The 24,902-nt window shown below is 55.7% G+C and carries 25 protein-coding genes, 2 tRNA genes and 3 pseudogenes; 18 read left to right on the forward strand and 12 right to left on the reverse strand.

The window, feature by feature from the left end; genetic code table 11:
• Positions 1–322 precede the first annotated feature (322 nt).
• From AC0L6A_RS12115 to AC0L6A_RS12125, 3 genes are all read right to left on the reverse strand, one after another.
• On the reverse strand, positions 323–1,462 hold the full coding sequence (locus AC0L6A_RS12115; protein ID WP_473290344.1) for a helix-turn-helix transcriptional regulator: 1,140 nt from the start codon (positions 1,460–1,462) through the stop codon (positions 323–325).
• A 1,149-nt stretch (positions 1,463–2,611) separates the two neighbouring features.
• Positions 2,612–2,872: a hypothetical protein gene (locus tag AC0L6A_RS12120; RefSeq protein ID WP_473290345.1), complete on the reverse strand. Its 261-nt coding sequence runs from the start codon at positions 2,870–2,872 to the stop codon at positions 2,612–2,614.
• Between the two features lie 117 nt (positions 2,873–2,989).
• A tRNA-Ser gene (locus AC0L6A_RS12125) sits at positions 2,990–3,079 on the reverse strand.
• 287 nt (positions 3,080–3,366) lie between these two features.
• On the opposite strand from AC0L6A_RS12125, the gene AC0L6A_RS12130 reads away from it, so the two are divergent.
• The 16 genes and pseudogenes from AC0L6A_RS12130 (at position 3,367) to AC0L6A_RS12205 (ending at position 18,316) form a co-directional block, all read left to right on the forward strand.
• Positions 3,367–4,146 (forward strand): SPOR domain-containing protein, encoded by a 780-nt coding sequence (locus tag AC0L6A_RS12130; RefSeq protein WP_473290347.1) that lies wholly within the window; start codon positions 3,367–3,369, stop codon positions 4,144–4,146.
• A 63-nt stretch (positions 4,147–4,209) separates the two neighbouring features.
• Positions 4,210–5,412, forward strand: coding sequence for a D-alanyl-D-alanine carboxypeptidase family protein (locus tag AC0L6A_RS12135; RefSeq protein WP_473290349.1), 1,203 nt, complete (start codon positions 4,210–4,212; stop codon positions 5,410–5,412).
• A gap of 7 nt (positions 5,413–5,419) precedes the next feature.
• Positions 5,420–6,049 (forward strand): dTMP kinase, encoded by a 630-nt coding sequence (tmk, locus tag AC0L6A_RS12140; RefSeq protein WP_473290351.1) that lies wholly within the window; start codon positions 5,420–5,422, stop codon positions 6,047–6,049.
• Complete coding sequence (locus AC0L6A_RS12145) at positions 6,046–7,173, forward strand: DNA polymerase III subunit delta' (protein ID WP_473290353.1); 1,128 nt, start codon at positions 6,046–6,048, stop codon at positions 7,171–7,173. The genes tmk and AC0L6A_RS12145 overlap by 4 nt, the downstream gene beginning before the upstream one ends.
• Positions 7,174–7,189: 16 nt before the next feature.
• Positions 7,190–7,993, forward strand: a complete 804-nt coding sequence (locus AC0L6A_RS12150) for a TatD family hydrolase (protein WP_473290355.1) — start codon at positions 7,190–7,192, stop codon at positions 7,991–7,993.
• Positions 7,990–8,805 (forward strand): MBL fold metallo-hydrolase, encoded by an 816-nt coding sequence (locus AC0L6A_RS12155; RefSeq protein WP_473290357.1) that lies wholly within the window; start codon positions 7,990–7,992, stop codon positions 8,803–8,805. Before AC0L6A_RS12150 ends, AC0L6A_RS12155 begins: the two co-directional genes overlap by 4 nt.
• The gene (locus AC0L6A_RS12160; protein ID WP_473290359.1) at positions 8,802–9,740 is read left to right on the forward strand and encodes an AEC family transporter; all 939 of its coding nucleotides are present in this window, start codon (positions 8,802–8,804) and stop codon (positions 9,738–9,740) included. Before AC0L6A_RS12155 ends, AC0L6A_RS12160 begins: the two co-directional genes overlap by 4 nt.
• Before the next feature lie 157 nt (positions 9,741–9,897).
• Positions 9,898–11,091 (forward strand): annotated as a pseudogene (gene pcaF / locus AC0L6A_RS12165) (3-oxoadipyl-CoA thiolase); the annotation flags it as partial.
• A 12-nt stretch (positions 11,092–11,103) separates the two neighbouring features.
• Positions 11,104–12,081 carry a 1,2-phenylacetyl-CoA epoxidase subunit PaaA gene (gene paaA, locus AC0L6A_RS12170; protein ID WP_473293488.1) on the forward strand — a complete coding sequence of 326 codons (978 nt, stop codon included), beginning with the start codon at positions 11,104–11,106 and terminating at the stop codon, positions 12,079–12,081.
• Positions 12,082–12,092: 11 nt separating this feature from the next.
• Entirely contained in the window at positions 12,093–12,377 is a 285-nt protein-coding gene (gene paaB / locus AC0L6A_RS12175) for a 1,2-phenylacetyl-CoA epoxidase subunit PaaB (RefSeq protein WP_473290360.1), read from the forward strand.
• The gene (gene paaC / locus AC0L6A_RS12180) at positions 12,377–13,135 is read left to right on the forward strand and encodes a 1,2-phenylacetyl-CoA epoxidase subunit PaaC (RefSeq protein WP_473290362.1); all 759 of its coding nucleotides are present in this window, start codon (positions 12,377–12,379) and stop codon (positions 13,133–13,135) included. Before paaB ends, paaC begins: the two co-directional genes overlap by 1 nt.
• Position 13,136: 1 nt before the next feature.
• A pseudogene (paaD, locus tag AC0L6A_RS12185) lies at positions 13,137–13,599 on the forward strand (1,2-phenylacetyl-CoA epoxidase subunit PaaD).
• 20 nt (positions 13,600–13,619) lie between these two features.
• A complete protein-coding gene (locus AC0L6A_RS12190) occupies positions 13,620–14,684 on the forward strand; it encodes a 2Fe-2S iron-sulfur cluster-binding protein (RefSeq protein ID WP_473290363.1) in 1,065 nt (354 codons plus the stop codon).
• Between the two features lie 10 nt (positions 14,685–14,694).
• Positions 14,695–15,453: a Phenylacetic acid catabolic protein gene (locus AC0L6A_RS12195; RefSeq protein WP_473290365.1), complete on the forward strand. Its 759-nt coding sequence runs from the start codon at positions 14,695–14,697 to the stop codon at positions 15,451–15,453.
• A 36-nt stretch (positions 15,454–15,489) separates the two neighbouring features.
• Positions 15,490–17,517 carry a phenylacetic acid degradation bifunctional protein PaaZ gene (gene paaZ, locus AC0L6A_RS12200; RefSeq protein ID WP_473290367.1) on the forward strand — a complete coding sequence of 676 codons (2,028 nt, stop codon included), beginning with the start codon at positions 15,490–15,492 and terminating at the stop codon, positions 17,515–17,517.
• Positions 17,518–17,521: 4 nt separating this feature from the next.
• Positions 17,522–18,316, forward strand: coding sequence for a hypothetical protein (locus AC0L6A_RS12205; RefSeq protein ID WP_473290369.1), 795 nt, complete (start codon positions 17,522–17,524; stop codon positions 18,314–18,316).
• Between the two features lie 72 nt (positions 18,317–18,388).
• On the opposite strand, the gene rpoH is transcribed toward AC0L6A_RS12205, so the two are convergent.
• The 4 genes and pseudogenes from rpoH to AC0L6A_RS12225 form a co-directional block, all read right to left on the reverse strand.
• Positions 18,389–19,285, reverse strand: coding sequence for an RNA polymerase sigma factor RpoH (rpoH, locus tag AC0L6A_RS12210; RefSeq protein ID WP_473290371.1), 897 nt, complete (start codon positions 19,283–19,285; stop codon positions 18,389–18,391).
• Positions 19,286–19,464: 179 nt separating this feature from the next.
• Positions 19,465–20,748 carry a phospholipase D-like domain-containing protein gene (locus AC0L6A_RS12215; RefSeq protein WP_473290372.1) on the reverse strand — a complete coding sequence of 428 codons (1,284 nt, stop codon included), beginning with the start codon at positions 20,746–20,748 and terminating at the stop codon, positions 19,465–19,467.
• Between the two features lie 28 nt (positions 20,749–20,776).
• Positions 20,777–20,911: pseudogene (locus AC0L6A_RS12220) on the reverse strand (hypothetical protein); the annotation flags it as partial.
• A gap of 33 nt (positions 20,912–20,944) precedes the next feature.
• Complete coding sequence (locus AC0L6A_RS12225) at positions 20,945–21,979, reverse strand: RluA family pseudouridine synthase (RefSeq protein ID WP_473290374.1); 1,035 nt, start codon at positions 21,977–21,979, stop codon at positions 20,945–20,947.
• Between AC0L6A_RS12225 and AC0L6A_RS12230 the strand changes: the two genes are divergently transcribed.
• Entirely contained in the window at positions 21,978–22,307 is a 330-nt protein-coding gene (locus tag AC0L6A_RS12230; RefSeq protein ID WP_473290375.1) for a DUF6476 family protein, read from the forward strand. The two genes, AC0L6A_RS12225 and AC0L6A_RS12230, sit on opposite strands and share 2 nt — an antisense overlap.
• A gap of 28 nt (positions 22,308–22,335) precedes the next feature.
• Here AC0L6A_RS12230 and AC0L6A_RS12235 read toward each other — a convergent pair.
• Positions 22,336–22,412, reverse strand: a tRNA-His gene (locus AC0L6A_RS12235).
• A 106-nt stretch (positions 22,413–22,518) separates the two neighbouring features.
• On the opposite strand from AC0L6A_RS12235, the gene AC0L6A_RS12240 reads away from it, so the two are divergent.
• Positions 22,519–22,725, forward strand: a complete 207-nt coding sequence (locus AC0L6A_RS12240; RefSeq protein WP_473290376.1) for a DUF6324 family protein — start codon at positions 22,519–22,521, stop codon at positions 22,723–22,725.
• A gap of 3 nt (positions 22,726–22,728) precedes the next feature.
• Here the strand turns inward: AC0L6A_RS12240 and AC0L6A_RS12245 are convergent, their stop codons facing one another.
• The 4 genes from AC0L6A_RS12245 to AC0L6A_RS12260 all read right to left on the reverse strand — a co-directional run bounded on the left by AC0L6A_RS12245 (position 22,729) and on the right by AC0L6A_RS12260 (position 24,820).
• Complete coding sequence (locus AC0L6A_RS12245; RefSeq protein WP_473290378.1) at positions 22,729–22,911, reverse strand: hypothetical protein; 183 nt, start codon at positions 22,909–22,911, stop codon at positions 22,729–22,731.
• 4 nt (positions 22,912–22,915) lie between these two features.
• Positions 22,916–23,383 (reverse strand): MmcB family DNA repair protein, encoded by a 468-nt coding sequence (locus AC0L6A_RS12250; RefSeq protein WP_473290379.1) that lies wholly within the window; start codon positions 23,381–23,383, stop codon positions 22,916–22,918.
• 306 nt (positions 23,384–23,689) lie between these two features.
• Positions 23,690–24,181: a pantetheine-phosphate adenylyltransferase gene (gene coaD / locus AC0L6A_RS12255; RefSeq protein WP_473290381.1), complete on the reverse strand. Its 492-nt coding sequence runs from the start codon at positions 24,179–24,181 to the stop codon at positions 23,690–23,692.
• A gap of 204 nt (positions 24,182–24,385) precedes the next feature.
• Positions 24,386–24,820, reverse strand: a complete 435-nt coding sequence (locus AC0L6A_RS12260) for a CBS domain-containing protein (protein WP_473290382.1) — start codon at positions 24,818–24,820, stop codon at positions 24,386–24,388.
• Positions 24,821–24,902 lie beyond the last annotated feature (82 nt).

Genomic DNA, 24,902 nt, shown 5'->3' on the forward strand with positions numbered 1-24,902 from the left:
GGAAAAGCTAATCAACGCTTGGCGTAACGCTAAGCGTCGACAATTTGCATTGACGATTTGCTACTTTTCAATGATTTCATTGGCGATAGAGCGGGATACAATAGTTCGCCCACCAGGTGTCTGCACATGTTTAGCTTGTCATCAAAGCTGCACCCGCAGCGAACGTCCGGTTTCCGCTCCTACTCCATAAAAAGGCATGAATTATCTAAGAAGCCAGCATTGGTCTTGATTAGTCGAATTCTGAGCTTCACAGCCCTTTGGGATACCTATTTGTTCTCAAGAAAATTACGCCAAATTTGCAATAGTAACACTTAATTATTGCCTACCAATGTCGGTCTCTGATGCTACACAGCATCAAGATGTACTTTGAGCGCTGACGAATTGCCATTTTTGCCATTCCTGACTTAATTTGGTTCCTTACTGTGTGAATGCTAGATTTACGCATCTGCGAAATTTTTCGCGGACTATGGAAATCTGCCAAAAGCTCGCTGACTTCAGCTTCTGCGCCCGTAAACCCATGTAAATCAACAAGAAGGGAAAATAGGGATTTCTGCTTGGTGGCACGTGTAATGACAAGCAGGAGACACGGCTCATCAATGCTCACCAACAGATTGAGCCGATCGTTCTCTAGCCTATCGGGTTGATAAGCTGCCAATCGCACAAAGAACTTGATCCCGTGAGCACTCTCCACACAGAACTCTGTCCCGAAGAATACAAGATTGGATCGTAAATTAGACAGAGCTTGATAAAGCTTTAGCTCCGCACATTGATCAAAAAGGCCAAGCCGACTATCGGAATTGAACTTAAGTAACCCTGACGTGCTGAAAAGGTGATCAGAAGTTGGTGAAACATAGATGATCTGCCCTTTGCTATTTAGGATCACGGTGTCACCATTCCCCCTATCTTTCGCAGATTTGTCAGTGCTTTCTAACAGCCTATTTGCGAGGACATTTCTGCTTATATCGAAAGCTAGTCGCAAGCTGGGCGCTAAAAGCTTGACCGTCCGTAGAAACATCATCTCTTTTTGTCTGCCATCTTTAGTTCTGATGTTCCCACCTAGTGCGAAGAACCGCGATCGTTCTTTGAAGAGAATGGTCCCACCACCATAACGAATATCTTCTTGGGGCCGCACCCAGTCGTTGTAAAACTCAGTATTTCTCAATCGCTCGGACGAGCACATTTCCTCACTAGCAATCACCTGCCCTACGGCGCCTTTCGCAAATCCGTACGCCCACTCGTTAATTGCGTGGTAGTGATCATGATATGATTTTACATAATCATCCTCGTAGCCCGAAGAGATTAGAGGATGGCGCGCATCGCATTCCACATCATATCCAAATATGTGCGTCCTAACGCCACCGGAAATACTAGATAGTTCATCCAAAAAGTCGACCCAGAGTGCAGGCTCAATCGATGCAGATAGCATCCTAGCATTTAGGCGTGCAAATGTTTCGACTTCCATATCTGAGTTCCAAAAATAATCACTTGTCCTCAACCTTAGTCCAGCTGGATCATGACATAGATCCACTTGTTCTCAAAATTGGGCTCAGCCTCTGCAGCCTAGAATGTACGGCTACAGGTCAACACTTTCGTCTTTTAGAGACTACTGTTGGAGTGAAAACAATGCGGAACAATTCCCTGCCCAGCCTTCTACTTTTACTATGTGCAGCCAGCTTTCCCCCCAATAACTTAGGTGCTGAGGAAACCCGATTTGGCGGTGTCTCAAGTGAGTTATATACCAATGTTTTCACGCACCTGCTTTGCAATGAAAGAGCAGCAAAATACCCTCTTAGAAAAGCAGAAGCGATGTACTGCGTAGACAACTTTGAAGTGTTGAAGGTAGCTCTGCACCCTGACTACACCTTAGAAGCATTTAAGCAGCTGTCATCGGCACAAAGTGCTCAGGTCAGTGTGGAAGGGTACAAGTTTTACAGGATGTGGATAGATGAGAACACAGATCACTTCTCAATACTTAAGACATGTGCAGTTAGCCTTACTCAAGCTGTTGGACGCAACAGTCGAAACTGAATGTTCTAATCCGAGGCTATATTCACGCGCGGACTAAGCTTCGAAGTAAAGTAAACCAGATGGCTTAGAACGCTCCTAGAAATTCAGCGTCATCAAAAGCGTTCCAAACTTGCGTCTGCACTTCTCAGAGCTGTTGCTTGGTCAGACCGTGATCGTAAACCTTGGACGTATCTTTGACGCCTTCCCATCCACCAAGCTCGTGTATCCGATCTTCAGGTATGCCTGCGCGTCTCGCAACAGTTCTCCACGGGTGTCGGAACGAGCGCATACCAGCTGCCCATCAGTCTCTTCACCTAAGGTATCGCGACAGTAACGAGTAAACCACTGCGAGGCTGAGTTAACCTTTCCTGTGGCAGGCTTTAAAGGCACTCAGGAAAGAGTCTGTGCTGTTTGGCGGGGGCTCCCAACTGCAGACCTCGCACCTGCTTTACACGTGCTCTCAGTAACTCCTGTGCGCCTTCAACAACAGGTAAGCTAGGGGTTGAGCCTTGCTCTATAGCATTAGCGACAGGGGAGCATTATTCAATGGTGGGACCATATTTAAACCATCGATAAAAAAGCTCTTAATACAGCCCACCCCTCGTTAAAGGGGCGAGCTCCTTGTTCGGTTACCAACCGCCGCTTGCTGAGCCGATGCCAAAGCATCAGCCTCAAGCTGTCTGATCTGACCGATACGAATGTCACGGATGCGTAGAGCTTTTGCGTGTTTTGTTGTGTTCAACCCAAGCTTAATCTCTCGCTCGAAGCGTTTCTTTGTCCATGGGTTGATAGTTCCCACCAAGAATTCAGGTGTCACCATGCGCAGTGAGTAGCCTTTGCCGCGAGGTCTCGACAGGTTCTGCATGTCATGCACCCGCGTTCCTGTGGTATTTTGTAGGGTCTTCCTGTGGTCCATCATGTATCACACAAGAGGTTGTACCGCATGGCGGTTTCACTTTAAAACCAATGACTTCAAGGTGGCTGGCGGAGGAGGTGGGATTCGAACCCACGGTAGACTTTCACCTACGTCGGTTTTCAAGACCGGTGCATTCAACCACTCTGCCACTCCTCCGACAAGGTGACGCTTAACTTCGTTTGAACGATTCTGAAAGTGCCGATTTCACGCGGGAAGGTGCTCATGCAACATTCAAGACATCGCCACCCTTTTCTCGAGCGAAGGTTGTGTTTAGACTGCCCACAAATTCAGGGATTACCCTCAACGAGCAGTCCAGATCAAAAGATCCGGTTTAGAAATATTAGGGGCGCGATATGTCGATAAAGACCACCTTTAAAGTGGCCGTCGCACTGGGAAGTGCTTTTTTTGTTGCCGCATGCGACGACACCAACCTTCCGAGTTTCATGAAAAATTCCAAAGATGGTACGAAAACTGCAGCCAAAGCATCATCCGCGAGCACGACAGAACGCGATGTGGAAGCGCCAGAGGTTTTTCAAGTGACTGAAAAAGGTCTTTGGGATGGACGCCCTAGCCTTGGGGGAGTTTGGGTTGCACACCCGACTGTCGAAGATCCCGAGCGTGTGATGATCCGCAACACCGCTAACAACAAGTTTGTGGTTGGTGCCATATTCCGCCGTGAACGTGATGTTCCCGGCCCTCGACTGCAAGTCTCATCTGACGCTGCGGCCGAACTTGGGTTGTTAGCAGGTGCCCCAGCTGAGTTGAGCGTAACCGCATTGCGTAAAGAAAAAGTGGTTGAAGCGCCTGAAGTCGCGGAAGAGCCGATTTTGGAGAACCCCGAAGCTATCGAACAGACCTCTTTGGATGACCCGATAGCAGCCGCAGAGGCCGCGTTGGATCGCACCGAAAGCGCCGCACCCAAACCTGTTGCCAAGCCGACTGCACTTCCCGCAGTAGCTAAACCCGCGAAAGCAGCGACAAAAAGCGCGTTGTCAAAACCCTATATTCAGATCGGCATCTTCTCGGTCGAACAGAACGCCAAAAACACGGCCCAGTCTCTGCGCGGAGTTGGCGTTATCCCAACCATCAAGCCCGGAAAATCCAACGGGAAAGATTTCTGGCGTGTACTGGCTGGACCTGCCGCGGACAAATCCGAACGGGCGACCATCTTGAAAAAGATCAAGGGTCTCGGATTTGCTGATGCCTACTTCGTATCCAACTGACACCGGAACACTCAAAACTGGGCAATTGCCCACCCAGACCACCCATAGGACATATAACTGACCATGTTTCGCCACCTGATCTTGTACATATCAGCCATTGTAGCCTTGGTTCTTCTTGCCGCAGCACCAGCGCGTGCGTTCGACACACGGGCAAGCTCTGCCTACGTTTTGGACGTGACCACCGGAACGGTTTTGCTTGAGAAGAACGCGGATACTGCTTTGCCCCCGGCATCAATGTCCAAATTGATGACCGTAAACATGCTGTTCGAAGCATTGGCAGATGGTCGCGTCACCTTGTCTACGCCATTTGGCGTATCGGATCGTGCGGCGAATATGGGTGGCTCAACCATGTTCCTGACACGCGGAGACCGTCCAACGGTCGAAGATCTGCTACAAGGCATCATCGTGCAATCCGGAAACGATGCTTGCGTTGCAGTGGCCGAAGGCCTTGCAGGCACTGAAGACGCTTTTGCCCGGATGATGACCGATCGTGCGCGTGACATGGGTCTTGAGAACTCAAGCTTTGGCAATTCATCAGGTTGGCCGCATCCACTCCAGCGCATGTCGATGAAAGATCTGGCCCTGTTGTCGCGCCACCTGATTGTCGATTTTCCGGATTACTACCGGTACTTCTCGCAAACTGAATACCACTATAAAGATCGTGCACCGGATAACCGGTTTAACCGCAACCCTTTGCTTAGCTTGGGGATCGGCGCAGACGGTTTGAAAACCGGTCACACGCAAGAAGCTGGTTATGGTCTGGTTGGGTTGGCCAAACAGGGTGATCGCCGCATCGTATTCGTGATCTCGGGAATGACGTCTGAAAAGGAACGTGCGGAAGAAGCCGAAGCGATCGTAAACTGGGCGTTCCGACAGTTCACCATGAAGACCACCCTCAAGGCGGGCGAGCGTATCGCAGAAGCGCCGGTTTGGCTTGGGTCCAGTGATCTGGTCGGCCTTGTTGCTGCCGAAGATGTAAACCTATTGATCCCCGCCGGACAGCGCGACGGCATGGTCGCAACCATCAACTGGACAGGCCCCATTCCCGCTCCGATCGCCCAAGGGCAGGAGCTGGCACAGATGGTCATCAGCCGCGACGGGTTAAGCGATACGGTTATTCCGCTTTATGCCGAACAGGGTGTTGGGAACGCAGGGTACACAAAGCGCCTGACGGCTGCGGCTGGCAAGGTGATGACTTTGGTCATGGGGGGCGACACGCCGCCGCCAGCGGTTGTTCCTGGTGCAACCCCTACTGCAACAAACTGACCACGGTATGAGCGGATTGTTTTTCAGCTTCGAGGGCATTGACGGCTCGGGCAAGTCGACGCAGGCACGCCTTCTGGCAAGCGCGTTAGAGGATGCGGGGCACGATATTGTGTTAACCCGCGAACCCGGCGGTTCGGATGGGGCCGAAGAAATCCGTGCACTTGTGTTGGAAGGCGATCCCGATCGCTGGTCCGCAGAGACCGAGCTGTTGCTGTTCACCGCGGCACGCAGGGATCATCTGGAACGGCTTATCGACCCCGCGCTGGCTAAGGGGAAGATCGTGATAACCGATCGCTTTGCCGACAGCTCTCGCATGTATCAGGGCACACGTTCCGGCGACAAGCGCGCGCAGGTTGATGCGCTTCATGATCTAATGATTGGGCGCGAACCGGATGTGACCTTCTTGATCGACATGGATCCGGATCTTGGCCATGCCCGCGCCAAAGGGCGCGGTGGGACCGAGGAACGGTTCGAGGATTTCGGCGCTGAACTTCAACATAAAATGCGCGCCGGTTTTCTGGAGCTTGCGAAGGACCACCCGGATCGTTTCCGCGTGATCGACGGGACCCGCAACATTGATATCGTCGCTGCAGATGTGCTGGCCACGGCCTTGGCTGAGATCGAGGCGCGCCGATGAGCACCGATCCCGAGGACATTCCACAACCCGATCAAGTCGAAGGCGCACCGCATCCCCGCGAAGCCACGCGACTGATAGGTCAAGATGCGGCAGAGCAAGCCTTTCTGACTGCCTACAACTCGGATCGTATGCATCATGGCTGGCTGATTTCCGGCCCTCGTGGTGTGGGGAAAGCCACACTCGCGTGGCGGATTGCCCGTTTCTTGCTGGCCACGCCCCCCGATGATGGTGGCATGTTCGCGGCCCCTGCCCCCGACACGCTCGACATCTCAGCTGACCATCCTGTGTCACATCGCATTGCCGCGTTATCTGAACCCGGATTGTTTTTGCTACGACGTCCTTGGGACGAGAAAGCAAAGCGCCTGAAGGGTGAAATCACCGTGGACGAGGTGCGCAAACTCAAAAACTTCTTTGCACTGTCTGCTGCCGGTGGCGGACGACGTGTGGTGATCGTGGATGTAGCGGACGAGATGAATTCGAACGCCGCCAACGCGCTTTTGAAACTTCTGGAAGAACCCCCAGAAGGGGCTGTTCTTATGTTGATCAGCCACCAGCCATCTCGTTTGTTGCCAACGATCAGGTCGCGCTGTCGCGAGCTGCGTCTTGGACCGCTCGCCCCCGAAGCGTTGGCCGAAGTCATGCAAGGGCTGGATGAACAGCCTACCCCAGAAGATACAATTCGTCTGAACGAACTGGCCGCCGGATCGGCTGGCGATGCGCTGCGCCTAACCCATTTGAATGGGCTGGGTGTCTATGCGGATTTGGTTCAGATCTTCTCGCACCGTGATTTCGACAGACCACGGGCTTTGAAACTGGCCGAAAGTGCTGTGGGCAAAGCCAATGCGGAACGGTTTGAACTGATCCTAAGGCTGTTTGATTTGTTCCTTGCAAGGCTTGCCCGGTCCGGCACGGGGTTCCAGCCTGCGGCCGAAGCTGCCCCCGGTGAAGCCGCTTGTTTGGCACGCCTGTCGCCCACCCCCAACGCGGCGCGCGCATGGGCCAGTTTGCAACAAGAATTGTCCGCCCGCGCCGGTCATGGTCGGGCGGTGAACCTTGACCCTGCGGCGCTCATCCTTGATATGGTTTTCAGGATAAATGATACGGCGGCGAAACAAGCCGCCTGAGGCAAGGACGCCCCCAATGAGCACGCCCCGCATTACCGACAGCCACTGCCATCTGGACTTTCCGGATTTCGAAGGCCGTCTGGATGAAGTGATTTCCAATGCTGCTGATGCTGGCGTGGCCCGCATGGTGACGATTTGCACCAAGATGGCCAATCTTCCGCAGGTTCAGGCGATTGCAGACGCGCACGCCCCCGTTTTCTTCGCAGCCGCCACGCACCCGATGAGCGTCGCGTCCGAACCCATGGTCTCGGTCGATCAGCTCGTAGCACTAGCAGAGCATCCCAAATTCGTTGGAATTGGTGAAACCGGGCTGGACTATCACTACACCGCCGAAAGCCGTGACGTGCAGATCGAAAGCCTGCTGATCCATATCGAAGCTGCACGCCAAACCGGTCTGCCCCTGATCATCCATTCGCGTGACGCGGATGACGACATGGCACGCATTCTGACAGACGAGCACAGCAAGGGCGCGTTCAGCTGCGTCATGCATTGTTTCAGTTCTGGTCCGGAGTTGGCCAAGGCAGCGCTGGATTTGGGGTTCTACCTGTCCATGTCCGGCATTGCGGCTTTCCCGCGCAGCCAAGAGGTTCGCGATATTTTCGCCGCGGCGCCTGTGGATCGCATTCTTGTAGAAACTGACGCGCCGTATCTTGCCCCGCCGCCCTATCGCGGCAAGCGCAATGAACCCGGCTATACCGTGCACACCGCCAAAGTTGGGGCTGAGCTGTTTGGCCTTTCCTATGAAGACTTCGCGGCCCAGACCGAAGCGAATTTCGAACGGCTGTTCATCAAAGCCGCCGCGCACAGGGGTTCTGCATGACAGAGCTAGCGCCCGGCACCCACTTCACCATCCTTGGATGTGGCTCGTCCGGAGGCGTTCCGCGTTTGGGTGGCAACTGGGGGGATTGTGACCCGGACAACCCCAAAAACCGCCGCACGCGCTGTTCGGCATTGGTCACCCGTGTGGCCGAAGATGGTGGCGTCACCCGTGTGCTGATTGATACATCGCCTGACATGCGCAGCCAGCTTCTGGCAGCCGACGTCGGCACCTTGGACGCCGTGATTTACACCCACAGCCATGCCGATCATATGCATGGCATCGATGACTTGCGCATGATCGTTTATAATATGCGCAAACGCGTGCCGGTTTGGGCCGACAGCCCAACACAAAGCGCGCTGATGTCGCGGTTTGGATATGCGTTTATTCAGCCTGAAGGCTCAAACTATCCACCGATCCTCGATTTGTATTCCATTGATGGAGACGTTGTCATCGAAGGCGAAGGTGGCGCAATCCGCCTAACCCCGTTCGAGGTACGCCATGGCGGCATGGACGCATTGGGTTTCCGCATCGGGGATCTGGCCTATTTACCCGATGTCAGCGAAATCCCCGAGGATGTGACCCATGTTCTGCAAGGCCTTGAGATCTTTGTGATCGACGCTTTGCGGCGCACGCCGCATCCGACCCATTTCAGCCTTGATGATGCATTGCACTGGGTCCAGCGCACCGGCGCTAAGCGCGGGGTTCTGACCAACATGCACATCGATCTTGATCATGCCACGGTCGAGGCTGAGACCCCGGACAATGTGGTTGCCGCCTATGACGGAATGGTGCTGGCCATTCGTCACCCATGAACGCACTGATCGACATCATCCTGCCGGTTTTTCTGGTGGTTGGGTTCGGTTTTGTCGTTCGCTGGCGCGGTGCGCTTAATGACAGCGCAATCGACGGGTTGATGAAGTTCTCGCAAACCGTCGCCATTCCCTGTCTTTTGTTCCTCGCCATCGCACGGCTGGATCTTGGGGCCGAGTTCAACTTCCCCCTTTTGATCAGCTTCTATACGGGCGCGTTCATGGGGTTCCTTGTGGGCCTAGTGGGCGCAAGGTTCCTGTTCCAACGCCCTTGGACCGATGCGGTTGCCATTGGCTTTGTTTCGCTTTTCTCAAACTCAGTGCTGTTGGGCCTGCCCATCACTGAACGCGCCTTTGGCCCCGATGCATTGGCCGGAAACTATGCGATCATCGCGATGCATGCGCCGTTCTGCTATGCCGTTGGCATCACGGCAATGGAGATTGCGCGCGCTCAGGGTGCAGGTGCGCTTCAGACATTGCGCCAAATCGGCCGCTCTATGTCGCGAAATGTGTTAGTCTTGGCCATCGCTGCGGGTTTTGTTGTGAACTTGACCGGCCTGCCCCTTCCCGGCGTTCTTGTTGAAGCCTTGTCCTTGGTGGCACGTGCAGCCCTTCCCACCGCTCTGTTTGCTTTAGGAGGCGTGCTGTACCTTTACCGCCCCGAGGGCGACATGAAGGTCGTTGCGTTTCTTTGTGCGGTCTCGTTGGTCTTACATCCGGCCATCACATGGACATTGGGCAGCGCGCAGGGACTTGATACGGCACCATTCAGGTCTGCAGTCCTGACCGCGGCCAGCGCCCCGGGCATCAACGCATATGTCTTTGCCAGCTTCTATGGCGTTGGCAAACGCATCGCGGCAACCACTGTTTTGGTTGGCACCACCCTGTCTATCATCACGGCTTGGGGTTGGCTAACATTGTTGGGAACCGCGGGCTAACCGCCCGAACTGTTACGTCTTCCGTCATCACAAATTATTTTCGTAACATATCTATTGAGGCGAATCGTCTTTCGGACTATATTCGACCAAACGGTCAGCAATACTTCGAGCCGCCTAAGCTTCTTGGTCCGCGCTCGGTCTGCCCTGGGAGGGATACATGGAAGCTTTGATCTGCGATGCAGTGCGCACACCAATCGGTCGTTACGGCGGTGCTTTGTCCAGCGTGCGAGCAGACGATTTGGCAGCCCTGCCAATCGCCGCTTTGAAAGAGCGGAACCCAAATGTGGATTGGGCGTCAGTTGACGACGTGCTCTATGGCTCGGCCAACCAAGCGGGCGAAGACAACCGCAATGTCGCGCGTATGGCTGCCCTTCTGGCCGGTCTGCCCGTCGAAGTTCCCGGCACCACAATCAACCGCCTTTGCGCCTCGGGCATGGATGCGGTCGGCATGGCCGCACGCGGGATCAAAGCGGGTGACTATGACCTTTGCATCGCAGGTGGCGTCGAAAGCATGAGCCGCGCACCCTTCGTGATGCCCAAGGCAACAAACGCTTTTACCCGCGCCAATGCGGTTTACGACACCACAATCGGCTGGCGCTTCGTGAATCCGAAGATGGACAAGCTGCACGGCACGCATTCGATGCCACAGACAGCTGACAATGTGGCTGAAGATTACGCTGTAAGCCGCGAAGATCAGGACATTTTTGCCGCCAGAAGCCAAGCCCGATGGGCCGCCGCGCACGAGGCTGGCATGTTCGCAGACGAGATCATTCCCGTTACCATTCCGCAGCGCAAAGGCGATGCGATTGTGGTCGACACAGACGAACACCCCCGCCCCGGCACCTCGGCTGAAAAGCTGTCGGGCCTGCGTGGCGTGAACGGTCCTGACCTGACTGTCACGGCGGGCAACGCGTCCGGCGTGAACGACGGGGCCGCTGCGATGCTGATCGCTTCTGAAGCCGCAGCCGCAGCCAACAAACTGACCCCGATGGCCCGCGTGGTATCCATGCAAGCCGCTGGGGTTGCACCGCGCGTGATGGGCATCGGCCCCGTCCCTGCCAGCCGTAAAGCCCTGGCGAAAGCCGGGCTGAGCATAGACCAAATCGACGTCATCGAGCTGAACGAGGCTTTTGCAAGCCAAGGTCTTGCCACCCTGCGCGAGCTGGGCGTGGCCGATGATGACCCCCGCGTAAACCCCAATGGCGGTGCGATTGCACTGGGCCACCCGCTTGGCATGTCAGGCGCGCGGCTTGTTCTAACCGCCGCCTATCAACTGAAACGCACCGGTGGGCGCTATGCGCTGTGCACCATGTGTGTGGGTGTTGGACAGGGCGTTGCCCTTATTCTGGAAAGTGATCTGACGATGTATGCACAGATGATCACAGCCGAGGCCTCGGACGAGGATTCCAAGCTGCTTAAAGAGTTTCAGGCGCGGATTGATCGCGATGAAAAGATCGAGCCGAAAGACTGGATGCCGATGGCGTATCGCAAGACGCTGATCCGCCAAATGGGCCAGCACGCACATTCGGAAGTCGTGGGTCAGTTGCCCGAAGGCAACTGGATCACCCGCGCGCCTACTCTGGAGCGCAAAGCGATCCTGCTGGCGAAAGTTCAGGACGAGGCCGGACACGGGCTCTACCTTTATTCAGCCGCTGAAACGCTGGGCGTGAGCCGTGATGAGCTGGTCGAGCTTCTGCATGAAGGTAAGATGAAATATTCGTCGATCTTCAACTACCCCACACTGAACTGGGCCGATATCGGCGCGGTCGGTTGGCTGGTGGATGGTGCGGCCATTGTGAACCAAGTGGCGCTGCAACGGACATCCTACGGGCCATATAGCCGCGCCATGATCCGCATCTGTAAGGAAGAAAGCTTCCACGCTCGTCAGGGTTATCACGCGATCATGAAGATGGCTTTTGGTACGCCAGCGCAGAAAGCAATGGCGCAGGACGCCGTGAACCGTCTGTGGTTCCCCTCGATCATGATGTTTGGCCCGTCGGACAGCGAAAGCGTGCATTCGGAACAATCGATGACGTGGAAGATTAAGGTGCGCTCAAACGATGACCTGCGTCAGCAGTTCGTCGACCAGACCATCCCACAAATTGAATACCTTGGCTTGGACCTGCCGGATCCCGGCATCAAGTGGAACGAAGAACGGGGTCACTATGACTTCTCTGATCCCGATTGGACCGAGTTCTTCAACGTTATCAAAGGCAAAGGCCCTTGCAACGTGGACCGTTTGAAAGATCGGACCAATGCTTGGGAAGACGGCGCATGGGTGCGCGACGGTCTGCTGGCCCATGGCCGCAAGAAATCAGCTGCACGCACAGCCGCCGAGTAAGGAGAGATCACATGTCGAAAGAATGGCCCCTTTGGGAAGTATTTATCCGTGGTCAGCATGGCCTCAGCCACCGTCACGTGGGCAGCCTGCACGCCCCGGACGCAGAAATGGCAATCAAGAACGCCCGTGACGTCTACACCCGTCGCAACGAAGGCGTGTCGATCTGGGTTGTTGAAGCGATGCATATCGCCGCCTCAAGCCCGGAAGAAAAAGGTCCGCTCTACGAGCCCTCGAATTCGAAGGTTTATCGTCACCCGACCTTCTTCGACATCCCCGAAGAAGTGGGGCACATGTAATGGCTGACAACGCACTCTTTCAATTCCTGCTAAGGATGGGCGACAACAGCCTGATCCTTGGCCATCGCGTCAGCGAATGGTGTGGCCATTCGCCGGTGCTGGAAGAAGATATCGCGCTGGCCAACACGGCGCTGGACCTTATCGGTCAGACGCAATTTTGGCTGGGTCTTGCCGGTGAAGTCGAAGGCAAAGGCCGCACCGCTGACGATCTGGCTTTCCTGCGCGACACATGGGATTTCCGCAACGTGCTTCTGTGCGAATTGCCCAACGGCGATTTCGGCCAGACCTTGATGCGCCAGTTCCTGTTCGACGCCTGGTCGTCGGTCATGCTGGGCCGGTTGATGACCTCGTCCGATGAACGAGTGGCTGCGATCGCGGCGAAAGCCTCCAAGGAAGTGACCTATCACGTGGAACGCTCAGGCGACACGGTGGTTGGCCTTGGCGACGGGACCGAAGAAAGCCATGCTCGCATGCAAGCCGCGCTTGATTACCTCTGGCCCTATGTGGGCGAAATGTTTGACGGCGACGACGTGGATGCGGCCATGGTCAAAGCGGGCATTGCCCCCGATCCCGCCAGCTTGCGCGCAGAATATGACGCGCTTGTTGGCAAGGTTTTGGGCCAAGCAACGCTGACCGTTCCGACCGACACGTTCCATCACAAGGGCGGGCGCACCGGCTATATGCATACCGAGCATTTGGGCCATCTTCTGTGCACGATGCAGTGGCTGCAGCGCGCTTATCCAGGCGCGACCTGGTAAGATGGGTCAGCCGTCAGTAGATACGATTTGGGCGTGGCTGGACAAGGTGCCCGACCCCGAATACTCCCGTGATTTCGTTGGTCGATCTGGGCATCATCCGGGATGTTCGGTGGGAAGACGATGTGCTGAACGTCGCCGTCACCCCGACCTATTCTGGGTGCCCGGCCACCTCGATCATCAATATCGATATTGAAACCGCGTTGCGCGACCGCGGGATCAAGAAACTGACGCTTACCCAACAACTGTCCCCCCCGTGGACCACCGACTGGCTGTCGGAAAAGGGTAAAGCAGAGCTGGAGAAATTCGGCATTGCCCCCCCTTCCCCGAAAGGCGAACCCGAACGCTGCCCAAATTGTGGTGGCCATGATCTGGAACGCACCAGCCAATTCGGATCCACCCCTTGCAAGGCGCTGTGGCGATGCCGCGACTGCCTTGAACCCTTCGATTATTTCAAGTGCATCTAACTGCATTGAGGAGACCCAACATGGCGCGCTTCCACAGCCTTACCGTGACCGACATCCAAAAAACCATCCGCGACGCGGTGGTGGTGACGCTCACCCCTGACGACCCGGACGCCTTTGACTTCACCCAAGGCCAATACATCACTTTCCGTCGTGATTTCGACGGGCAGGAACTGCGCCGCTCATACTCGATCTGTTCGGGTCTGGACGACGGCAAACTTCAGGTCGGCATCAAACGGGTGGAAGGCGGAACCTTTTCCACTTGGGCCAATGAAGAGCTGTCCGAGGGCATCACCATCGAAGCCATGCCGCCTATGGGCAGCTTCCACATGCCGCTGGATGCGACCACCAACCGCCACTATCTGGGCTTTGCTGGCGGATCTGGCATCACGCCGGTTCTGTCGATCATCAAGACCACGCTGGCGCGTGAACCGGAATCCGAATTCACGCTGGTCTACGCCAACAAGGCCGTGACCACGATCATGTTCCGCGAGGAGCTGGAAGACCTCAAGAACCTCTATATGGGCCGCTTTAACGTGATCCATATTCTGGAGAGCGACGCACAGGAAATCGATCTGTTCACCGGGCTGGTGGATGCGGAAAAATGTGCGCAGCTGTTCAAAACTTGGATCGACATCAAGTCCGTCGACACCGCTTTCATCTGTGGGCCAGAGCCAATGATGCTGGGCATCGCCAAGGCGCTGCGCGATCACGGGCTGGACGACGCACAGATTAAATTCGAGCTTTTTGCATCAAGCCAACCCGGTCGGGCCGCCAAGAAAGCCACCAGCAAATCTGCCGTCACAGGCGAAGGCATCGAGGCTGTGATTTCGATGGACGGCGCTAGCCGCACCATCACCATGGACGGCGAAACCTCGATCTTGGACGCAGCTTTGGCCAATGACATGGACGCGCCCTTTGCGTGTAAAGCGGGCGTCTGTTCGACCTGCCGCTGCAGGGTTCTGGAAGGTGACGTGGACATGATCACCAACCACGCACTGGAAGATTACGAGGTCGAGAAAGGCTATGTCCTTTCGTGCCAGTCTTATGCCCGCTCGGGCAAAGTTGTCGTCGATTTTGATCAATAAGGAGACCACCATGACCGAGATGAGCATCACCGATTATCTGGCTCAGGGCGGCGTCCTGACCAATCCCGAGAATGTCCCCGCGCGTTACCGCGCCGAGCTTATGCGCCTGATGGCCACATTCGTGGACAGCGCACTGGCAGGCGCTGCTGGCTTTGCCGACATCATCAACGAAGGGCCGGGCATCAAAGAACGCATCGCGGCCGCCAAGATCGTTCTGGAAAAGACCGACAATGCTGACAAAGTGCTGTCGATCATGGGTGACTTTGGCGCAAATACAGCACGCTATGCCAACCACCATCCGTGGACGGACCGTTTGGCGCGTGACGCTGACATCGGCACCTCGCGCACTGACACGGATATGCGCCTGTCGGTGTTCAATTACCCGATGCAAGGCTGGTCCGATGCGGTGGTCATGAACCTTTTGATGGGTCTGGCCGTTGGTGTGCAAATGAGCGAATTCAAACGCGTGTCTTACGCTCCTTTAGCTGAAGCATTTCGCGATGTCGGACCTGTTGAAGCCCGTCACACAGAGCTTGCCGCCGAGGGTATTGAGCATCTGATCGAGACCGGCACCAGCAAAGCCGACCTGCAAGCCAGCGTCACCTATTGGTGGCCGCGTGTGGCCGCGAGCTTCGGCAAAGATGTGTCGACCCGTGCAAGCCAGCTGCAAGCCTTTGGGCTGCGCCACTCCACCAACGCGGAACTGCGCGAAGAATGGGAAGCCGCTGTTGCCACCCAACTGAAAAAACTGGGCCTGAGCGCACCGTAAGCGCCGTCCGAAATTATTGCGAACAGAGGACAGAGTATGACCCTGATGAAAGTCTCCAGCTTCGCGGCTGGCCAATGGATTGCACCGGGCGCAAAGGCCCGCCCCATCGCGTCCGCCATCACCGGCGCACAGATTGCCGAAGCAGGTGGTGCCGATCTGGATATGCAGGCGATGATCGACCATGCGCGCAACGTGGGTGGCCCTGCCCTGCGCGAGATGGGTTTTCACGACCGCGCCAAGATGCTGAAAGCACTGGCGATGGATCTGGGGAAGCACAAGCAAGAGCTTTATGACCTCAGCTTCGACACCGGCGCCACGCAATCCGATCACATGATCGACATTGATGGCGGTGTCGGCACGGTGTTTGTCTTTGCCTCCAAGGGCCGGCGTGAGATGCCGGATGGGCAAATCTATATCGACGGCGAGATTGAACAACTTTCGCGCAATGGCACTTTCCTTGGCATGCATATCGCGACGCCGATGCAGGGCGTGGCTGTGCATATCAACGCGTTTAACTTCCCGGTTTGGGGGATGTTGGAAAAGCTCGCCCCGACCCTTCTGGCAGGCGTGCCCGCCATCGTGAAACCGGCCACAGCGACCTCTTACGTGACCGAGGCTGCCGTACGTATCATGTTGGACAGTGGCATCCTGCCTGAGGGCGCGTTGCAGCTGATTTCAGGCGGCACAGGCGACCTTCTGGACCGTCTTGGCCCGCAAGATATCGTCAGCTTCACAGGGTCCGCGCAGACAGCGTCGATGCTGCGATCAAACCCGAACATCCTGAAAAACTCGGTGCGGTTCGTGGCCGAGCAGGACAGTTTGAACGCATCGATCCTTGGTCCGGACGTTACACCGGACGCCCCGGAATTTGACCTCTTTATCAAAGAGGTGCACCGCGAGATGACCACAAAAGCCGGTCAGAAATGTACCGCCATCCGTCGCATCATTGCGCCCGAAGCACAGGTCGCAAACGTGATCGAGGCGCTGTCCGCCCGACTAGACAAAACCGTGATCGGTGATCCGCGCACCGAGGGCGTGCGCATGGGCGCGCTGGTGTCCGCTGGTCAAAAAGCCGACGTGCTGGAAAAAGCCGCGCTGATCGGGTCGGAAAGCAAAATGGTCTATGGCGACCCTGACGCCCGTGATTTCGCAGGCGACGTGGATGCAGGCGCGTTCGTGAAGCCCATGCTGTTCCACTGCGAAACCCCCGACACGGCCACAATCGTGCACGAGACCGAGGCTTTCGGCCCCGTCTCAACCATCATGGGATACCGCGACATTGCCCACGCCATTGAGCTGGCAAACAAAGGCGAAGGCTCGCTGGTGGCTTCGGTCATCACCGGGTCAGGCGACGTGGCACGCGAAGTTGCGATGGGTGCCGGCGCCTTCCACGGGCGGCTTTACTTCAACAACGCCACCTCGATGAAGGAAAGCACCGGCCACGGTTCGCCCCTGCCGCACATGGTGCATGGCGGCCCCGGTCGCGCTGGTGGTGGCGAAGAAATGGGTGGCGTGCGCGGCGTACTGCACTACATGCAACGCACCGCCATTCAGGGCAGCCCCGACATCCTGACGTCAGTCAGTGGTCGCTGGGTGCCCGGCGCAACCGAGATCAAAGGCCCCGCCCACCCGTTCACCCGCAAATATGGCGAGCTGTCGATTGGTGAAACACTGCACACCAAATCGCGCGAAGTCACTCTGGATGACATCGAGAAATTCGCCAATTTCACCGGTGACACATTCTATGCCCATATGGACAGCGAAGCGGCAAAACGGAACCCGTTCTTCCCGGACCGCGTGGCGCACGGCTATCTGCTTTTAAGCTTTGCCGCTGGCCTGTTTGTCGAGCCCAACGAAGGCCCAGTTCTGGCCAACACAGGCCTTGATAACCTGCGCTTCATGAAACCGGTGGAAGCCGGCGACAGCATGAAAGTGCGCCTGACTGTAAAGGCCAAAACGCGCCGGACGGACGAATATGGCGAAGTGCGTTGGCATGTCACCCTGACCAATCAGGATGATGAACTGGTTGCAGAATACGAACTTCTGACGATGAACGCTTATTGAGGACATGATGACCACAACCGACCCGCTTGCACACACTCTGGCGCATTTGCGCGACAGCAGTGATTTGCGTGTGTGGTCGGTGATCATCACCTTGATGGGGGATTTGACCGTTATGGGGACGCCGGATGCTGATGCTTCCGGCGTTTCTGGTCAAGCCTTGGGGCAAATTATGTCGTCCCTTGGCATTCGCCCCGAAGCCACGCGTGTCGCGCTCCACCGCTTGCGCAAAGACGGATGGATTGAAAGCACACGCCATGGCCGGCAATCGGTTTACCACCTTTCAAAAGATGGACGCGCGCAAACACAGGCCGTTGCTGAACGCATTTATGGACCTGCGCGTCCTGCGCCAACCCGATGGCATCTGGTCGCGCTTTCGCCGCAGATCACAGATGACAGCAGCTTTGACGCATTGATCGCCGCAGGCTTCAACGAAATCCTGCCCAGTGTTTTTCTTGGCGCGTGCAAACCTCCAACTGAATCCGAAGCGCTTTCGTTTTCTGACACCGAAGTTGTGCTGCCCGATTGGGTGAAACAGCAATTGGCGCCACAAAGATTGCGAGACGACATCAAGCTGTTGCAAACTGCAATCTCACAGCTTTCAGGCGAGCAGTTGGCTGACCTACCGGCATTGGATCGCAACGCTTTGCGCCTTGTTTTACTGCATGAATGGCGCCGTATCGCCCTGCGCTTGCCAGAGCTGCCGGTTGAGGCAATTTACGAAGATCTTCAAGTTCGCGACGAGGTGCATAGAGCGCTGGAGGCCCTAGGGCCCCTGCGAATTGAGCACGTGTTGGCTTAAACTCAAACCTCGGCTCCCATAAAAAAGGCCCCACGCAGATGCGGAGGGCCTTTTTATTTGTTCAGTTCGGGATCAAGCGTCCTCGAACATACCTTTTTCCGAGGCGAGTTCCTGCATGCGCTTTTGCAGCTTTTCAAAGGCGCGGACTTCGATCTGACGGATACGTTCACGGCTGACGCTGTAAACGCCGGACAGATCTTCAAGCGTCACAGGTTTGTCCTGCAAGCGGCGTTGGGTCAGAATGTCCTTTTCGCGGTCATTCAGAACTTCCATTGCTTGCGCCAGAAGCTCGCGACGAACATTCAATTCATCCGATTCTGCATAGTCGCCAGCCTGATCAGCGTCTTCATCTTCCAGCCAATCCTGCCATTGCATTGTGCCTTCGCCATCGGCCGAAACTGTGGCGTTCAGCGACGCATCCCCGCCTGACATACGGCGGTTCATGGAAATCACTTCTTCCTCAGTCACGTTCAGATCCTGAGCGATCCTTTGAACGTTTTCCGGGCGCAGGTCACCATCTTCAAGCGCACCAATGCGGGCTTTCGCTTTGCGAAGGTTGAAGAACAGCTTCTTCTGCGCCGAGGTTGTTCCAAGTTTCACCAGCGACCACGAACGCAGGATATATTCCTGGATCGAGGCACGGATCCACCACATGGCATAGGTCGCCAGACGGAAGCCTTTTTCCGGATCAAACCGTTTCACGGCCTGCATCAAGCCAACGTTGGCTTCGGAAATCACTTCAGCCTGCGGAAGACCATAGCCGCGATAGCCCATAGCGATCTTGGCCGCCAAACGTAGATGCGAGTTCACCATCTGGTGCGCCGCATTACGGTCTTGGTGGTCGGCCCAGCGTTTGGCCAGCATGTATTCCTCTTCCGGCTCAAGCATCGGGAACTTCCGAATGTCTTGAAGATAGCGGTTCAGACCGCCTTCTGGCGTCGGGGCCGGTAAATTTTTGTAGTTGCTCATAGTGGCAAACTTCTCCTGTCCTGTCCCCTCATGTTTAAGGGCTTAACATTGAGATAAGCGCTAACATGGCGAATTCAAGAGGGGTGTCGCCGATAATTGTGAAGAAGATATGAACCTCTGCTTTCGTGAAGTGAAGCCCATGTCATGAAATCTCACGCGCTCGTGCACAAAGTTGCAAATCACAACAAAGGGGCCATCATCCCCACAGAGTTGATAAGAACGCGTCGGGTCACCGACCAGCTTTCCACTTTTTTTCGATCAACCGGCAAAGACGCGTTTAGGAAAACCTCTTGCTTCACCACCAGCTCGCCCACCAGTGCGCGATCGACCAGCATCATGCTGTTTTCATAGTTCAGGTCAAAACTGCGCCGATCCAGGTTGGCCGATCCCAGCATCGCCGCCTGCCCGTCCACAGTCATAATCTTTGCGTGTAACAAGCCGGGCTGGAACTCGTGAATCTCGACCCCGGCCTTTAAAAGCGCACGGTAAAAACTGCGCGATGCAAACCCCACCACATGGCTGTCGTTATTGGCAGGCACGTTCAAACGCACGCGCACGCCGCGCACGGCGGTGGCACATATCTGCTGTTGCAAGGCTTCGGACGGAACATAGTAGGGCGTGGTGATCACAACGTCATTTTGGGCGCTTGCAAGAAGCATTTGCGCCATGTCTGGCACCCCTTGTACGTCGATATTTGGCCCCGTTCCCGCAGCAACTGCAGGAAACCCATCAACTGACTCCGGTGCGTCGCGCCTCAGCACATCAGAAATGTCGTTACCGCCATTCACCATCCAGTCCGATACGAAAAGGCGTTGCGATTGCCACGCCACGGGACCCGTGATGCGCAACATCATGTCCACCCACGGCGCAAACTTCTTTTTGACAAGGAATGCCGCATCTGCGCAATTCTGGCTACCGACATAGGTGGTGTCGTGATCAATGACGATGATTTTGCGGTGGTTGCGAATGTCGAGCCTGCGAAAGAAGGCCGCCAACGGGGCAAAGCGGAATGCAAACGCCGTAACCGTTTCAACGCCTGCGTTTTGCATCTTTTGCCAAAGCGGATCTGCCAAAAGACCACGGGACCCAAGCCCATCTACGATGACCCGGCATGTGACCCCCCGGCGCGTCGCACGCATCAGCGCCTCAGCGACCCGCGTTCCGTTCCCATCTGCAAGCCAGATATAAAAAAGCAGGTGAACATGCTCTTTAGCGGCATCAATGTCCTCGACCAGCCAGTCCATGCTTTCATTGCTGTCAATCGTGACCTCAGCCCGATTTCCTGACACCGGTTGAAACCCGTTGACCGAGGCCGCACGGGCAAACGCCTGGCGATACAGCAGTGGAAGCTCGGGACGTGACAGATTTCCGGTGGGCCGCTTGGGAAGTTCGCGCCGCAGAATCCTTAAGTTTCCGATCAGACCGGCGGTCTGCGCTGGTGTCCCCCAAAAAGAAATAGGCAATCACGCCCACAAGTGGCAGCGACAGGATGACCACAACCCAAGCCAAACGGGACGCAGCCGACCGGTGTTCGCGGGTAACGGCACGCGCGACAGTGGCAATATCGATCAGGACCAAAAGGACTGCCCATATTCCGCCCCAGGATGCCCAGGAAAGTTCTGTCATGGACACTTCGCCTCGCGCTCGGAGCGCGCGGGTTTAGCCTGCGCGCAAAGTTTCTATCAACTCCAGCATATCCTTTGGGATCGGTGCTTCAAAGCTGAGTTTTTCGCCCGATACCGGATGTTCAAATCCCAGCGTAGCGGCATGTAGCGCTTGTCGTGGGAAAACACGCGCCGCGTCGACGGCGTCTTCACCGATCACTTTCACATTCAACTTCCGACGGCCGCCATAGGTGGGATCACCAATCAGCCCATGACCGACATGGGCCATATGCACGCGAATTTGGTGGGTGCGTCCGGTTTCAAGCCAGCATTCTATCAATGCGGCCTGCGCGGGGCTGCCGAAGCTTTCCAGAATACGCGCACGGGTCACCGCATGACGTCCACCCGAAAACAGCACCGCCTGCTTTTGCCGGTCCGTCTTGTGGCGCGCCAGATGGGTGGTGATCTTCAGGATATTGCCGCGCTCAAAATTTGCGCCCTTCATGCCGCCCAATCGCGGATCGGCCTGATCCGGCGCCCCATAGGTGACCGCCAGATAGTGGCGTTCGGCACTGTGGGCCTCGAATTGTTTGGCAAGCCCGTGATGCGCCGCATCCGATTTAGCCACCACCAAAAGCCCCGATGTGTCCTTGTCAATCCGGTGCACGATACCGGGGCGCTTTTCACCGCCGACACCGGACAGTTCCCCACCAAAGTGATGCAACAGCGCGTTGACCAAAGTTCCCGTGGGCGTGCCCGGCGCAGGATGCACCACCATGCCAGCGGGCTTGTTCACCACAATCAGTTCGTCATCTTCGTAAACAATGTCGAGAGGGATGTCTTCTGGGCCAATATGGCTTTCGGTCGCCTCGGGCACCCGCACTTCCAATGCATCACCTTCCGCAAGCTTCGCGCGTGGATCATCCATCACCTGCCCGCCCATCGTGACCGCCCCATCGGCAATCAACTTCGCCAGCCGAGACCGCGAAAGGTTCGCTTCCTCTGGCACATCGCGTGCAATCGCCTTATCAAGGCGCTTGGGCGGGTTCTCGGCAATGACAACCTGGACAATCCGGTGCGAGGTAGACATGGATAAAACTCCTGAACAGGAACTGGACGCAGCCTTGGAAGACAGCGCGGGCCTTGGCACCGTGCGCTACCTGAAAACGCTTGTCACGGCAATGACCGTCACAACGATCCTTGGGTTGATTGTGCTTATCACAATTGTGGTGGTGAAGTTTTCGCAGACCGCGCCGGTACCGACCACCCTCGCCCTTCCGGACGAGATCAAATTGCCTGATGGCGTAAGTGCGGATGCAGTCACTATGGGTCGTGACTGGATCGCGATCGTATCCGGCAACGAAATCTTGATCTATGGAAAAGACGGCGAGCTGCTAAAACGTATCAACGTCCGCTGATACGAAGTCTTCAACCGAAGTAAGGGAGTGGTACCAGCACCCCGGTTCGAACGGGGGACCTCTTGATCCACAATCAAGCGCTCTAACCTACTGAGCTATGCCGGCACACGATGAGCATTTACCGTCACATGCTGAGCATTGCAAGAGGTCGCGGGTTGAAAAATGCAGGAAAGATCAATAACCCAGACAGGTGAAATTCAGGAGGCCAGACATGGGCATCAACGACGAAAGTAACATCGACGCAAACTTGCAGATCGGACCAACTTCGGTGGGAATGGTGCGTCTTTACGTAGAAGGTGGCGGCGTTGAACTTCCAATGGATTTCGAACCTGAAGAAGCAGAAGAAATCGCCGAAGAACTGAGGGCCGCTGCCGCGCAAGCGCGCTCCATGGCCGAGAAATCCGGCAAAAAAGACTGACGCCTATTTGTGAATCTCACCCGGTCCGATCAGCTCGAATCCGGTGATCTCAAATTCATAAAGCCCGGTTCCGTCGGGCTTCTGGGCCCGCGCAATCAATTTGCCGTCCTTATTGAAAACGGCATGTGCAGTGTGCAGCGCGCGATAGCACCAATCCCCGTCAGGGTAATAATATTTGATCATCATCTGCTTATCCTCCTGATCCTTCCGTAAGCGCCGCTACTCCGGGATCACGGAACCCGTGTAACCGGCGCGCTGCATGGGTCGCGAACTTTTGCACCATCACTTTGCGCCGCGCAGGCGCCAGCTTATCCTCGGGGCCCATGCGCATGATTTCCGCGTCATAGCTATCTGCGATGATCAACCCAGTGCTTTCGGGCAGCAGATCGGCCGGGAAATCGGCGTCTACCGCCCAAAAATAGCGGTCGCACCATTCCAAATAGCCCTGCCATTTACTGTCGGACGTGAAATCCGCACGCGATGATTTGCATTCAATCACCCAGATTTCGCCCTTTGGGCCCAATGCCATCACATCGACACGCAAGCCGCGTGTCGGCACCAGCTCTTCTACCGTGACAAAGCCATGGCTTAGCATGTGGCGGCAGACGCCCCGTGCCAAAAGCTGGCCGGGCATAAGGGATTGGGCTGTCGTATCCATAGACCCACCATGAACAATTCATGAACAAATTGTCAATGATGCGTGCGCAACATTACATGTCTTCCCTTGCAACCGCGCGCTTCGCCGCCTATCTAACCCTTGGCGGCTTCTGCCCTTCGCGTCACATGTGGGTAAAATTCCAGTGGCCTTAAGCAATTCCGAGGGAGCTGGCTCTGTTTGGACCGTGGTCCACTTACCCGGCGCCCACCTGTATATACAGGTCCTCGGGAATTCAGACCCCGACGGTTGCGGTGGGGCCGCCACTTCTTCCCATCAACTGCAGGTCTGCTTGAAACGTGCGGACGTCTAGTTGATCTTTTCCAGCAATTTATGGCGCACATCTTCGGGGACAAACTTGCTAATGTCCCCATCCAACTTGGCGATTTCTTTCACCAGTTTGGATGCAATCGCTTGATACCGAGCTTCGGCCATTAGGAATACGGTTTCAACGGTGTCATCCATCGCCCGATTCATTCCAACCATTTGATATTCATACTCGAAATCCGTAACAGCGCGTAGACCGCGAATGATGATCTGCGCACCTACATCATGGGCACAATCAATCAGAAGGTTTTGGAACGGATGGGCTACGATCTCGGTTCCGGTCTCAGCTGACAGTTTGGCACATTCTGACTCGACCATAGCGACGCGTTCATCCAGCGAAAACAACGGTCCTTTGCCGGTATTAATCGCCACACCGATCACCAGCCTATCGACCAGAGCACAAGCCCGGCGAATGATGTCTGTGTGTCCCAAAGTGATGGGGTCAAAGGTTCCGGGGTATAGTCCGACACGCATGATCTGATCTCCTTGCAGTGGGCGCACGCAACATTATGGCGCGCCCAAATGCAAGCTTTTTCCGCACTGCAGCGTATTCTTACTCAAAGCGTTTCTGGATAAACTTGATACACAATTTTGTTCCGAAACGCCCACAACACGGATATCGGGCACTGCGTTTCAGCTTTCACCTTTTCAGGCTAAACCCGAAACGCTCTATACGGATCAGTAACCCATAATCATGTTTTTCAATGAATCCGCTTGCTGCGAAAGCTCTTCCAATCGCGCTTTAACGACGTCCCCGATAGACACCAATCCGACCATCTCGTCGCCTTCCATCACTGGCATGTGGCGAAAACGGCCTTCGGTCATGGTTTGCAGCACTTGAATGGCACGATCGCCGGGGGCACAGGTGATCAACTTGGCTGTCATCAAGTCATCGACTGGCTGATCCAAACAGCCGGTGCCGACCTTGCCCAGCTCGGACACGATATCCCGTTCTGACAGGATACCCTTCGGGTGTACCCCATCCTCCGACACGATCACCGCCCCAATTTTCTTTTGGGACAAAAGATTTGCCGCGTCAGCCACCTTGCTGCCTGGCTTGACCGTGGCAACCCCTGCGAGGTCTTTGTCTTTGAGGATCTGGTGAATAAGCATTGGCGCTCTCCGGCTTGAATATCTTGTATTTTTCTGTCCCCAGCGTCACTCTTTACGCAACAAAATGTCAAGAGCTCTTTGC

The organism is Aliiroseovarius sp. D2-2, assembly GCF_055809455.1.

Coding starts and splice junctions, on each gene's coding strand:
- AC0L6A_RS12115 (WP_473290344.1), bottom strand. CDS start 1,462: ATGGAAGTCGAAACATTTGCACGCCTAAATGCTAGGATGCTATCTGCA.
- AC0L6A_RS12120 (WP_473290345.1), bottom strand. CDS start 2,872: ATGCAGAACCTGTCGAGACCTCGCGGCAAAGGCTACTCACTGCGCATG.
- AC0L6A_RS12130 (WP_473290347.1), top strand. CDS start 3,367: ATGAAAAATTCCAAAGATGGTACGAAAACTGCAGCCAAAGCATCATCC.
- AC0L6A_RS12135 (WP_473290349.1), top strand. CDS start 4,210: ATGTTTCGCCACCTGATCTTGTACATATCAGCCATTGTAGCCTTGGTT.
- tmk (WP_473290351.1), top strand. CDS start 5,420: ATGAGCGGATTGTTTTTCAGCTTCGAGGGCATTGACGGCTCGGGCAAG.
- AC0L6A_RS12145 (WP_473290353.1), top strand. CDS start 6,046: ATGAGCACCGATCCCGAGGACATTCCACAACCCGATCAAGTCGAAGGC.
- AC0L6A_RS12150 (WP_473290355.1), top strand. CDS start 7,190: ATGAGCACGCCCCGCATTACCGACAGCCACTGCCATCTGGACTTTCCG.
- AC0L6A_RS12155 (WP_473290357.1), top strand. CDS start 7,990: ATGACAGAGCTAGCGCCCGGCACCCACTTCACCATCCTTGGATGTGGC.
- AC0L6A_RS12160 (WP_473290359.1), top strand. CDS start 8,802: ATGAACGCACTGATCGACATCATCCTGCCGGTTTTTCTGGTGGTTGGG.
- paaA (WP_473293488.1), top strand. CDS start 11,104: ATGTATGCACAGATGATCACAGCCGAGGCCTCGGACGAGGATTCCAAG.
- paaB (WP_473290360.1), top strand. CDS start 12,093: ATGTCGAAAGAATGGCCCCTTTGGGAAGTATTTATCCGTGGTCAGCAT.
- paaC (WP_473290362.1), top strand. CDS start 12,377: ATGGCTGACAACGCACTCTTTCAATTCCTGCTAAGGATGGGCGACAAC.
- AC0L6A_RS12190 (WP_473290363.1), top strand. CDS start 13,620: ATGGCGCGCTTCCACAGCCTTACCGTGACCGACATCCAAAAAACCATC.
- AC0L6A_RS12195 (WP_473290365.1), top strand. CDS start 14,695: ATGACCGAGATGAGCATCACCGATTATCTGGCTCAGGGCGGCGTCCTG.
- paaZ (WP_473290367.1), top strand. CDS start 15,490: ATGACCCTGATGAAAGTCTCCAGCTTCGCGGCTGGCCAATGGATTGCA.
- AC0L6A_RS12205 (WP_473290369.1), top strand. CDS start 17,522: ATGATGACCACAACCGACCCGCTTGCACACACTCTGGCGCATTTGCGC.
- rpoH (WP_473290371.1), bottom strand. CDS start 19,285: ATGAGCAACTACAAAAATTTACCGGCCCCGACGCCAGAAGGCGGTCTG.
- AC0L6A_RS12230 (WP_473290375.1), top strand. CDS start 21,978: ATGGATAAAACTCCTGAACAGGAACTGGACGCAGCCTTGGAAGACAGC.
- AC0L6A_RS12225 (WP_473290374.1), bottom strand. CDS start 21,979: ATGTCTACCTCGCACCGGATTGTCCAGGTTGTCATTGCCGAGAACCCG.
- AC0L6A_RS12240 (WP_473290376.1), top strand. CDS start 22,519: ATGGGCATCAACGACGAAAGTAACATCGACGCAAACTTGCAGATCGGA.
- AC0L6A_RS12245 (WP_473290378.1), bottom strand. CDS start 22,911: ATGATGATCAAATATTATTACCCTGACGGGGATTGGTGCTATCGCGCG.
- AC0L6A_RS12250 (WP_473290379.1), bottom strand. CDS start 23,383: ATGGATACGACAGCCCAATCCCTTATGCCCGGCCAGCTTTTGGCACGG.
- coaD (WP_473290381.1), bottom strand. CDS start 24,181: ATGCGTGTCGGACTATACCCCGGAACCTTTGACCCCATCACTTTGGGA.
- AC0L6A_RS12260 (WP_473290382.1), bottom strand. CDS start 24,820: ATGCTTATTCACCAGATCCTCAAAGACAAAGACCTCGCAGGGGTTGCC.